Below are 10,664 nucleotides of genomic sequence, written 5' to 3'. Positions count from 1 at the left end.
TCGGGCAACGGCAAGGGCCAGATCTTTGTGAAGGGTGAAGTCATCAAGACTGTCCCTGAGAGCCAAATTGTTGAGACACTGATCGAAGAGGCCATGCGTATCGCAGAAGAGATGGGGGAGACCGATGGCGAAGATGCTGTCAAGGGTAGCCCCGTGGTTAGCGTCTCGTAAGGACGTCCCCGACCCCCCGGGGATTTTCGTCCGAACCCTGGACGGGACGGATACGGCTGCGCTGAGGCTGCTCGCACAGCGGGATCCGGTGACAAACGTCTTCATCCTCGCGCATCTTCGCGCTGCCGGCACCGCCGCCCCTACCAGTGGCGGTGCCGGCGTTATCGGCGTGTTCGACGACGGCATCCTGGTGGGTGCCTGCTGGGCAGGGGCCAATCTGGTTCCGGTCCAGCTGGATCCTGCTTTGGCCGGAGCGGTTGCGGAAGTGGCCAATGCCTCCGGACGGCGTTATGCCTCGGCGTTCGGACCGGCCCCGGCGGTGTTGGCGCTTTACGCCGAGCTCGTGGAGCTGGGTCACCGGGCGCACGAAGTACGCGACGAACAGCCCCTCATGACCATCGAGGGCCCGCCGCTGGTCGCATCGAATCCCGGCCTCGCACTGGGAAACCTCGCTGATTTCGACCGGATCCTTCCAGCCTGTGCCGCCATGTTTGAAGAGGAAGTGGGCTATTCCCCCTTCCTGGGCGGCCGGGAGTTCTACAGCCGGCGGGTGGAAGGACTGATTCGCCAGGGCCATTCCCTGGCGCACTTGAATAACGCCGGCGACGTGGTGTTCAAAGCCGAACTGGGCGCCGTCACATCCGAGGTCACCCAGATCCAGGGTGTTTGGATGAACCCGCTCTATCGCGGCCAGGGCCTTAGCTCCGGATACATGGCCGCCGTCGTGGAACAGGCGAGGAAGGTCGCACCCATCACCAGCCTCTACGTCAATGGCTTCAACCTGCGGGCGCGGGCGACGTACGAACGGGTTGGCTTCCGGCAGGTGGGCACGTTCGCTACGGTGCTGTTCTAGGCCGGGAAACGTCCACAAATAAGACTTGTCTATGACATCACTTGTCAACTGTGGGCGTCATCACTTAGGTTCGAACCAGCTGCGCTGAATTGGCGCGGGCGGTCTCACCAGTCCTCACCAGTACTCAGGCGATAACAGCGTTGACCCACGCCCGGATGCAATGACCAGTCCTTCCGGGGGCCAGGGGCTTTGTATTCCCGGGCGTGGCTCTACTGCGCTTGCCGGTAGATTAGTACCCAGACGAAATGCCCGGCCTGCTGTTGCTCCAGCACCTCCCCAGAAACGGATACCCACCCGTGGTTACAAGACTGTCCCAGCTATTCCTGCGCACCCTGCGTGAAGATCCCGTCGACGCCGAGGTGGCCAGTCACCGTCTGCTGGTCCGCGCAGGCTACATCCGCCGCGCCGCCCCCGGTATTTACACCTGGCTGCCGCTTGGGTTGAGCGTCCTGCGCAAGGTCGAAGCCATCATCCGCGAGGAAATGGCGAACATCGGGGCCCAGGAAGTCCACTTCCCGGCCCTCCTGCCGCGCGAGCCCTACGAAGCCACCAACCGCTGGACCGAGTACGGCGAAGGCCTGTTCCGCCTCCAGGACCGCAAGGGCGCGGATTACCTGTTGGCCCCCACCCACGAGGAAATGTTCACGCTCCTGGTCAAGGACCTCTACTCCTCCTACAAGGACCTGCCGCTCAGCCTCTACCAGATCCAGAACAAGTACCGCGACGAAGCCCGCCCCCGCGCCGGCCTCCTGCGCGGACGCGAGTTCATCATGAAGGACTCCTACTCGTTCGACGTCGACGACGCCGGCCTGGACGCCAGCTACGCCGCCCACCGTGGCGCCTACCTGCGCATCTTCGAGCGCCTCGGCCTGGAAGTCATTCCTGTGACTGCCACCGCCGGTGCCATGGGCGGTTCCAGGAGCGAAGAATTCCTGCACCCCACCGACATCGGCGAGGACACCTTTGTCCGCTCAGCCGGCGGCTATGCTGCGAACGTCGAGGCTGTCACCACGGTGGCGCCGGCAGAAATCGACTTTTCTGCTGCTCCCGCTGCCGAGGTCCTCGACACGCCGGGCACTCCCACCATCGAAACGCTGGTGGCAGCCGCCAACCAGCTCGCCCCCCGCTCCGAGGCCGACGGCGGTGCCTGGACTGCCGCGGATACGCTCAAGAACGTCGTCCTCGCCGTCACCCTGCCCACCGGGGAACGCCAGCTTGTGGTCGTCGGCGTCCCCGGCGACCGCGGCGTGGACCTGAAGCGCGTCGAAGCGAACATCGGATCCTTCCTGCCGATCGCAGGCGAGATCGGCCTCGAAGCAGCCAACGACGATGACCTCAAAAAGCAGCCGTTGATCGTCAAGGGCTACCTTGGACCGGGCCTGGCGCTGGACGAGCCGCTGCTGGGCAGCGAAAGTGCCTCGAAGCTCCTCTATCTGGTGGATCCGCGCGTTGTCAGCGGCACCACCTGGGTCACTGGCGCCAACGAAGCCGGCAAGCACGTCTTCGGGCTGGTGGCAGGCCGGGACTTCACATGGGACGGTGTCATCGAGTGCACCGACGTCCGCGAAGGCGATCCGGCCCCGGATGGCTCCGGCCCGCTGGAAACTGCCCGCGGAATCGAGATGGGCCATATTTTCCAGCTTGGCCGGAAGTACGCCGAAGCCCTGGAGCTGAAGGTCCTTGACCAGAACGGCAAGCAGGTTACGGTGACCATGGGTTCCTACGGCGTGGGCGTCACCCGGGCCGTTGCAGCGCTGGCCGAATCCAACAATGACGCCAAAGGCCTGGTTTGGCCGCGGGCCGTGGCGCCCGCTGACGTCCATGTGGTGGCTGTCGGCAAGGGCGAGGACATCTTCGCCACGGCTGAGCGGCTTGCAGCAGACCTGGAAGCAGCAGGTCTTGGCGTCCTGCTCGATGACCGCCCGAAGGTCTCGCCCGGGGTGAAGTTCGGCGACGCCGAACTGCTGGGCGTACCCACCATCCTCGCCGTTGGCCGCGGCCTGGTGGACGGGGTGGTGGAGATCAAGGACCGCCGCAGCGGCGAAGCGGAGAACGTCGCGGTAGATAAGGCAGTTGACTACGTCGTCAACGCCGTCCGCGCCGGCTGACCTGCCGAGGGTGCTCTTAGGCCTTGAATCCATCCAGCTGACGACGCTGGTTTTGATTGTGCTGGCTGGTTTTGCCGCGGGCTGGGTGGACGCCGTGGTGGGCGGGGGCGGGCTGATCCAGCTCCCCGCCCTGTTGCTGGTCCCGGGCATCACGCCCGTGCAGGCGTTGGCGACCAACAAGATGGGGTCCATTTTCGGAACCGCAACCAGCGCCGTCACTTACTACCGGCGGGTGGGACCGGACCTGCGGACAGCGCTGCCCATGGCCGTGATAGCCCTGGCCGGCAGCTTTGGCGGCGCCGTACTGGCCGCCACGCTGCCATCCAGCGTGTTCAAACCCATTATTGTCGCGGCGCTGGTGGTGGTAGCGCTGTTTACTGCCCTGAAACCGGATGCAGGCCACATCACCGCCCTGCGGCACGACGGCCACAAGCATTATGTGGTGGCCTGCCTGATCGGTGCCGTCATCGGCTTTTATGATGGCCTGATTGGCCCGGGGACGGGTTCCTTCCTGGTGATCGCCCTGGTTTCGGCGATGGGTTACGCGTTCCTGGAGGCCAGTGCCAAAGCCAAGATCGTGAACATGGCAACCAATGCGGGTGCCTTGATGTTTTTCCTTCCGCACGGCTCCATCCTGTGGGGCCTGGGCCTGCTGCTGGGTGCTGCCAATATGGCTGGCGGCTACCTCGGGGCCAGGACAGCGGTTGCGCAGGGGAGCCGGTTCGTCCGCGTGGTCTTCCTCGTGGTGGTGGCCGCCCTGATCCTGAAGCTCGGATACGACGTCTGGCAGGAAAACTTCGCCCAGCCGGGGTAGGAGAGGGCCTCGTGGGCACCAAACGCGAGGCGTAGCATGCAGTTATGCCACATGGTGAAGACGAGTACGCCCGTGCTTTATCCGCTGCGGCAGGCCACGCCAGGGACTGGTTGCGTAGCCTTCCTGACCGGCCGGTCGGCCCCCGCCTTACTGCCCAGCACCTTGCCGGCGCCTTTGGAGGGCCGCTGCCCACCTCCGGCATGGACGCCAAGGACGTGGTCGACCTCCTGGCCCATACTGCCGAACCCGGGCTTATGGCCATGCCCTCCGGCCGCTTCTTCGGGTGGGTCATCGGCGGAACCCTGCCCGCGGCCCTGGCCTCCGACTGGCTGGTCAGCGCCTGGGACCAAAACGCCTGCCTCCGGTATGGGGCACCCGCAATGGCAGCCATCGAGGAAGGCGCCGGGACATGGCTCCTGGAACTGCTGGGGCTTCCCGCCGGATCCGGCGTCGGCTTCGTCACCGGAGCCACCATGGCCAACTTCACCGGCCTGGCCGCCGGGCGCCGGCGGCTCCTCGCCGAGGCCGGCTGGGACCTCGACGGCGACGGGCTGACCGGAGCACCCCGCATCAGATGTTTCGTGGGCCGGGAACGGCATGACACCGTGGACCTTGCCCTCCGGTACCTGGGCCTGGGCCGGCCCATGGTGGTTGACGCGGACAACCAGGGGCGGTTGATTCCGGCGGCCCTGGAGGCGGCTCTTGCTCAGGGTTCCGGTCCGGCCTTAGTGTGCCTGCAGGCAGGGAACCTCCATTCCGGAGCTTTTGACCCATTCCCTGAAACCATCAGCATTGCCCGGAAGCACGATGCCTGGGTCCACATCGACGGCGCGTTCGGTCTCTGGGCGGCGGCAGTGCCGGAACTTCGGAACCTGACACACGGCTACGAGGGGGCTGACTCGTGGGGGACTGACGCGCACAAAACACTGAACGTGCCCTACGACTGCGGCATCGCAATCGTGCGCGACGCGGCGGCGCTTCGATCCGCCATGGGCCTGCACACGAGCTACCTCATCCAGGAAACTGAAGGCACGGGCGACCCGTTCGAGAAAGTGCCGGAGCTGTCCCGCCGGGCCCGCGGCGTGCCGGTATGGGCGGCCCTGAAGGGCCTGGGCCGGGACGGCGTAGCAGCCCAGGTACGGGGACTGGCAGCGGCGGCGTCGGAAATCGCCGCAGGGCTGGCAGGTCTCGACGGCGTGGAGGTACTGAACGACGTCGGCTACACCCAGGTCTGCGTGGCGTTCGGCGACGACGCAACCACCCGGGCCGTGACGGCGCGCATCATCGCGGACGGCAGAGTCTGGATGACCGGCTCCCGCTGGCAGGACCGGGACATCCTGCGTGTTTCGGTCAGCAACTGGCAGACAGCAGAGGAAGAGGTGGGAACCGCGGTCGCGGCCGTGGGCTCCGCCCTTGCCGCCGTGCGAGGCACCTGACCCGCCACGACCACCCTCTGCGCCACGACCAAACCTGCTGTCAGTGTGCGCCCACCGCCTCGCCGGGCTCGGGCAGGCGGTGCGCCGAAGGAAGCCCGTCGAGGGTTTTGCCAGCCAAGGTGCTGGCCACCCAAAGGGACCTGGCCAGGTCGCCTCGATGGCCGGGCTTTCCCGCATACGCCAGGGCGTTTGCCACTTCCCTGGCAATGGCCCATTGCCGCGCGATGTCAGGGTCCAGGCCTGCGGCGGAGCTGAATTCGAAACAGCGCCGGCGCAGGCCGGCTTCGGCCCCGCTCACGGGCAGGTCGGACATGCGGTTCCACAACAGCGGGGCCACGGCGAACTCCGGCTCGCCGATCATCGGCTGGGGGTCGATGGCGGCGTAACCGGCCGCCGTCGGAGGTCCTGCCGGGGCTGACACCGCCGGGCGGGCAAGGACATTGAGGAAATGCAGGTCCGAGTGGACCAGGGCGTCGCGTGCCGAACGCCGTCCCACTGCTCCGCGGGTCTGGCACACCTCAAGGGCGGCCTCCAGCAGCCAGCGGGGGAACGGGCGCCCCAGCTGTTCCCAGTCAGCCGGCAGGTCGTCACTCCATTGCTCCGCACGGGCGGCGATGTGTTCGAACTCCTGCCACTGCGGCCGATCATCGGGCCTGAGGCTCAATTGGCGCACCAGGCCGGCCCACACCACCACTGCGTCCTCCATCGGGACAGCGGTGAGGGACCGTTCGCCGTCGAGCCGTTCCAGGAGCATGGCGCAGGTTCCCGCGTCGGAAGCCAGCATCGTCACGGCGCCACGTCCTTGCCAGAGGTGCAGGGCGTGCCGCTCAACCCTGGCTTCGTCGTGTGGGAAGGCGACCTTGAGGGCTGCCTGGGTGCCGTCCGGCCGCCTCACCGGGATGACCACGCCGCCGTGGCCGTTCCAAGGCATTGCATCGGGAGGCAGGTCCGGCGACAGCTGCCAGTCCTCCAGCCGGCCTTGGATAAGGTCCGGCAGGGACGCGAGCCACGCCCGCCCCGCGCTGCTGCGTCCGTACCTCGCAGTAAGGTCTGGTGGGATTGGTACTGCAACTGGGTCGCTCATCGGTCCCAGCCTAGGCGCAGGGGAGCGGCCGGTGTGGCAAAGTACCTTGTTAGACCACTCCCGTGGCTCCGAGCAGGTTGCCAACGGTGAAGGTGGCGGCAAGCGCCAGCGCTCCGCCTGCCGCTACCCGGACAGCTGCGCGGCCAGTGCGTCCTGTGCCGTGAGTTCCGTGGCTACTTTTTGGCTGTCTCCGGACTGAGGCTTTCGCCAAACAGAGGGCGGTAAGTTCGGCAAGTTCTTCTTCCGGTTCCTCCGCCGCAGCCAGTTCAGCCGTTGCGCGATGATGCGCAGAGGCAACGGCCGGTACCCTGTGACTGCTTTACCCAGGCAGTTGCGGAAGCTGCGTTTCGTCCAGGATGAGGCCCGGCAGCGCGTTTGCCTCCGCGCCCCAGTGCTGGGCGCGGCGGGCTGCTGCCTGCAGTGCAGACAAGGCCCAGGCCCGCGTGGTCCCGTCGGTGATGGCCACGAGGTCTCCATAGGCCGGCAAGGTGGCTGTCTCCAGGCGGGCGAGTCCTGCGGCCGGAGCGTCAAGGAACTCTGGGTCCAAAACGTACCCGGGCGGTTGCGGTGACGGTGCCCCGCAGTGCACGACGCTGTTGGTTCCGGCCTGGTCCGCCAGGGCCCGGTGCTGGGCCAGGAAGTCCGACGCCGGACGCGCCCCTTCCGGAGGAAGGCGGGTGAGGGCTGCCTGGTAGCCATACACCGTCTTGAGCTCCGCTTCAGCTGCGGCGGCCAGGGCTGCGCCCACGCTGATGCCGTCGGCCGCCGGTGTTCCTGGGCAGGCGGACGGTCCTGCCGGTTCAGTGGAACCCGGGCTGGCTGCCGGTACCTCGCCAGTGGGGGGCAGTTTCCCTTCCGGGGCCTGGACATCCGGCACCTGGTCTTCAGGGGCCGGTGCGGGCGGCGCCCCAAGCTGTTCGGCTGCCAGAAGCTGCGCTGTGCCGCTGCCCGCCAGCAGGCGTGCCATGCCGCCGTCGGCCGTTTCTGCGTCCCTCAGCCGTTGCCGCCCGCTGGCGGCGAGGGCGGCCGCGAACTCGGCCACAGTAGCTTGGGCAGGCGGATACGACGGCGGGGGAGTAGCTGAGGGCGGGGCGCCGGCAGGAAGAGACGCCGTCGCAGTGGCGGGCCCGATAGCCTCAGCGGAACCCGGGCCTGCAGACAGCAGCGCGCGGGCCTGGATGGTCAGCAAGGTCACAACGCGGTCCAGCGGGGCCGCCGGGGTTCCACCGGCGGCCGCATTCCCTCCGGTAGCGGCGAGCGCCATCCCGGTGGAACGCAGGCTCAATGTCTGTTCCAGCGCTGCTGCGCGCGCCTGTTCGGAGAACGGTGGTTCCGCGGGTGCAGGCTGCTCAGGCGGGATCAGGGCGAAACCCAGGCTCAGGACAAGGAGGGCCGTAAGCGACAAAGCGGCGTACCGGAAATAGCGCATTCGTGGCGGATTCTCCTGGCTGTCGTCATTCACAACAGACCATGCTGCCACGATGCGGGGGGATCGGCGTGCACCAATGAACGCGTAAAATAGCTACGCTAGTACACACAACATCATCTATCGGGAGGCGGCCGGCATCGTGAGCAATGCAGAAGCCACGGCTTCATCAGACCATACCGGAACGGGTAAGGCTGACGCCGCACACAATCCGGAAGCTGCACGGCTCAGGGCGCTCCTTGAACCCGCGGTCCAGGCAAACCGCCTGTACCTGGAGGATGTGGTGATCGTCCCCGGTTCGCACCGGGTGGTCCACGTAGTAGTGGACCTTCCGCAGGAGGAGACGGGCGGGGTGAGCCTTGACGTCATCGCCGACATCTCCAAGGTCCTGTCCGACGTGCTGGACAACGATCCCGCCGATGACGGCCGCCCCTACGACCTCGAAGTCTCGTCACCCGGAGTCGGCCGGCCGTTGACAGAACCCCGCCACTGGCACCGCGCCAAGGGCCGAATGGTCAAGGTTAACGTCGTCCAGGGCGACAACATCATGGGCCGCATCACATCAGTGGACGACGCCGGCGTGACGCTTGTGCCGGAGATTGCCGTCAAAAAGGGAATGAAGCCTAAGCAAGGCGATCCCATGAAGCTTCCTTTCGACAGGATCCGCAGCGGAAAAGTCGAGATCGAATTCAGCCACCTCAACGAGGACGGTCTGGAACCTGAACACAATGGACCTTCTGAGGAGGCCTGATGGATATTGACATGAGCGCACTGAGACTTCTGGAGCGTGAGCGTGAAATTCCGCTGGACCTCCTGATCCCCACCATCGAGCAGGCGCTCCTGGTGGCCTACCACAAGTCGCCCGGCGCCTTCGAGAAGGCCCGCGCGGAGCTGGACCGCAAGAGCGGCCACGTGACCATCTGGGCCGTGGAGATTGACGACGACGGCGCTCCCATCGGGGAGTTCGAGCACACCCCGGAGGGGTTCGGCCGCATTGCTGCCAGCACCGCCCGCCAGATCATCCTGCAGCGGCTGCGCGACGTCGAGGACGACAACGTCCTGGGCGAATTCAAGGGCCGCGAAGGCGAACTGGTGTCCGGAACCATCCAGCAGGGCCACAACCCGCACATGGTCCAGGTCAACCTCGGCACCGTGGAAGCGCTCCTGCCCCCGCCCGAACAGGTTCCGGGGGAGAAGTACATCCACGGCAACCGCCTGCGCGCCCTGGTCATCGATGTCCACCGAGGCAACAAGGGACCGTCGGTGACGCTTTCCCGGTCCCACCCGGGACTGGTCCGGAAACTCTTCGAACTGGAAGTACCGGAAATCGCCGACCGCTCCGTGGAGATCGTGGCACTGGCCCGCGAAGCAGGCCACCGCACCAAGATTGCCGTCAAGGCCAACACCCCTGGCATCAACGCCAAGGGTGCCTGCATTGGTGAAATGGGGTCACGCGTCCGGGCAGTGATGACCGAACTCAATGACGAAAAGATCGACATCGTCGATTTCAGCGAGAATCCGGCTACCTTCATCGCCAGTGCGCTGTCCCCGTCGCGAGTGAATTCGGTCACTATCACCGACGAAGCCACCCGTTCCGCCCGCGTGGTGGTTCCCGATTACCAGCTTTCACTGGCCATCGGCAAGGAGGGCCAGAACGCGCGCCTTGCGGCCAAGCTCACCGGCTGGCGCATCGACATCGTTTCCGACGCCGCAACGGCACGCGAAAACTAGCTGCCCGGCCAGGGGCGGATCAGCTGCCAGCCAAGGGCTGCCACGCCGGAACCGCAGCGGGGTTTCGGGCAGAACGGCCTGTAGGGGCTAGAATAATAGAGGCCGCGTCCAACGGCCGGCAGTTGTGCGCCCTGAGCGTGCCTCCTTTCGCTGGAAAAGCGGAGGTAAGGCATGCCGGGGCTGGCAGATATGAACGTCAGGAAGATGACCGTGACAGTGCTTCACAACGGGAATCAACCGGAACGTACCTGCATCGGCTGCCGGAAGAAGGGCAAGCGGAATGAATTACTCCGGCTCGTCGCTGAAGGCAGTGGATCATCCGCTGTCCTGGTGGATGAACGACGCCGGATGGCTGGCCGGGGTGCATGGCTGCACCCCAGCGAACCGTGCCTGGCTCTGGCGATCAAACGGCGGGCTTTCGGACGTGCCCTTGCGGGTGCAACCGGAACCGCGGCCGTCGAAGACTGGATTAAGCCGGGCACGAAAGTTGCAGCCACGGCAACTGCAACACCAACCGTCCAACCTGAAAGCGGGTCAGAAATCTGATGGAAACCCGATGAGTTCCCAGCGATGAGTGCGCAACGATGACAACTTTGTTGCGCTCTGCAATGGGCCCTTTTGCAGCAATTGCGGCTTGGGCCCGCAGTAAGAAGTAGACGGTTCGTGCCTGGCTCGGTGCGGACCGAGACAGGAGAAATGTGGCCAAGGTCCGCGTACACGAGCTCGCCAAAGAGCTCGGTATTACTTCCAAAGATGCAGTGACAAAACTGCAGGAACTGGGCGAATTCGTTCGCTCCGCCTCTTCCACCATTGAGGCCCCCGTTGTGCGTAAACTGCGCAACGCCTTCCCCGATGCTGCTGCCAAGGCATCAGCACTGGCCGCCGCGCCCAAGGCAACCGCTCCCGCGGCAGAGGCGCGTCCTTCAACCCCCGCGCCCGGTCCGGCAGCTCCGAAGGCTCCGGCCCCCAAGGCACAGGCACCTGCCCCCGCAGCTCCGGCTGCACCGGCACCCGCCGCCCCTGCCGCGCCGGCAGCCAACG

General features: G+C 66.0%; 10 protein-coding genes and 1 pseudogene. 9 read left to right on the top strand and 2 right to left on the bottom strand.

The window, feature by feature from the left end:
* The 5 genes and pseudogenes from AC5RWX_RS25535 to AC5RWX_RS25515 all read left to right on the top strand — a co-directional run.
* A pseudogene (locus tag AC5RWX_RS25535) lies at positions 1-171 on the top strand (flavodoxin-dependent (E)-4-hydroxy-3-methylbut-2-enyl-diphosphate synthase); the annotation flags it as partial.
* Positions 134-1,024 (top strand): GNAT family N-acetyltransferase, encoded by an 891-nt coding sequence (locus tag AC5RWX_RS25530; protein WP_494099082.1) that lies wholly within the window; start codon positions 134-136, stop codon positions 1,022-1,024. The pseudogene AC5RWX_RS25535 and the gene AC5RWX_RS25530, both read left to right, overlap by 38 nt.
* A 296-nt stretch (positions 1,025-1,320) precedes the next feature.
* Positions 1,321-3,132 carry a proline--tRNA ligase gene (locus AC5RWX_RS25525; RefSeq protein WP_494099080.1) on the top strand — a complete coding sequence of 604 codons (1,812 nt, stop codon included), beginning with the start codon at positions 1,321-1,323 and terminating at the stop codon, positions 3,130-3,132.
* Between the two features lie 10 nt (positions 3,133-3,142).
* Positions 3,143-3,946 (top strand): sulfite exporter TauE/SafE family protein, encoded by an 804-nt coding sequence (locus tag AC5RWX_RS25520; protein WP_494099081.1) that lies wholly within the window; start codon positions 3,143-3,145, stop codon positions 3,944-3,946.
* A gap of 44 nt (positions 3,947-3,990) precedes the next feature.
* Entirely contained in the window at positions 3,991-5,382 is a 1,392-nt protein-coding gene (locus AC5RWX_RS25515; RefSeq protein ID WP_494099079.1) for a pyridoxal phosphate-dependent decarboxylase family protein, read from the top strand.
* 40 nt (positions 5,383-5,422) lie between these two features.
* On the opposite strand, the gene AC5RWX_RS25510 is transcribed toward AC5RWX_RS25515, so the two are convergent.
* Entirely contained in the window at positions 5,423-6,466 is a 1,044-nt protein-coding gene (locus AC5RWX_RS25510; protein ID WP_494099078.1) for an aminoglycoside phosphotransferase family protein, read from the bottom strand.
* A 319-nt stretch (positions 6,467-6,785) separates the two neighbouring features.
* A complete protein-coding gene (locus AC5RWX_RS25505; protein ID WP_494099077.1) occupies positions 6,786-7,928 on the bottom strand; it encodes a DUF4439 domain-containing protein in 1,143 nt (380 codons plus the stop codon).
* A gap of 106 nt (positions 7,929-8,034) precedes the next feature.
* On the opposite strand from AC5RWX_RS25505, the gene rimP reads away from it, so the two are divergent.
* The 4 genes from rimP to AC5RWX_RS25485 form a co-directional block, all read left to right on the top strand.
* Complete coding sequence (gene rimP / locus AC5RWX_RS25500; protein WP_494099076.1) at positions 8,035-8,643, top strand: ribosome maturation factor RimP; 609 nt, start codon at positions 8,035-8,037, stop codon at positions 8,641-8,643.
* Positions 8,643-9,623, top strand: a complete 981-nt coding sequence (gene nusA, locus AC5RWX_RS25495) for a transcription termination factor NusA (RefSeq protein ID WP_163164472.1) — start codon at positions 8,643-8,645, stop codon at positions 9,621-9,623. The genes rimP and nusA overlap by 1 nt, the downstream gene beginning before the upstream one ends.
* A gap of 171 nt (positions 9,624-9,794) precedes the next feature.
* The gene (locus AC5RWX_RS25490; RefSeq protein WP_494099075.1) at positions 9,795-10,169 is read left to right on the top strand and encodes a YlxR family protein; all 375 of its coding nucleotides are present in this window, start codon (positions 9,795-9,797) and stop codon (positions 10,167-10,169) included.
* A gap of 152 nt (positions 10,170-10,321) precedes the next feature.
* The coding region (locus AC5RWX_RS25485; RefSeq protein ID WP_494099074.1) for a translation initiation factor IF-2 N-terminal domain-containing protein at positions 10,322-10,664 on the top strand (343 nt) is incomplete at its 3' end.

It is taken from the genome of Arthrobacter sp. SPT-J7, from assembly GCF_059089965.1.
This window is presented reverse-complemented; position numbering and strand designations above follow the sequence as displayed.

Excerpts from the sequence above, each read along its gene's own strand:
- AC5RWX_RS25530 (WP_494099082.1), top strand. The coding sequence starts at position 134 with ATGCTGTCAAGGGTAGCCCCGTGGTTAGCGTCTCGTAAGGACGTCCCC.
- AC5RWX_RS25515 (WP_494099079.1), top strand. The coding sequence starts at position 3,991 with ATGCCACATGGTGAAGACGAGTACGCCCGTGCTTTATCCGCTGCGGCA.
- AC5RWX_RS25510 (WP_494099078.1), bottom strand. The coding sequence starts at position 6,466 with ATGAGCGACCCAGTTGCAGTACCAATCCCACCAGACCTTACTGCGAGG.
- nusA (WP_163164472.1), top strand. The coding sequence starts at position 8,643 with ATGGATATTGACATGAGCGCACTGAGACTTCTGGAGCGTGAGCGTGAA.
- AC5RWX_RS25490 (WP_494099075.1), top strand. The coding sequence starts at position 9,795 with ATGCCGGGGCTGGCAGATATGAACGTCAGGAAGATGACCGTGACAGTG.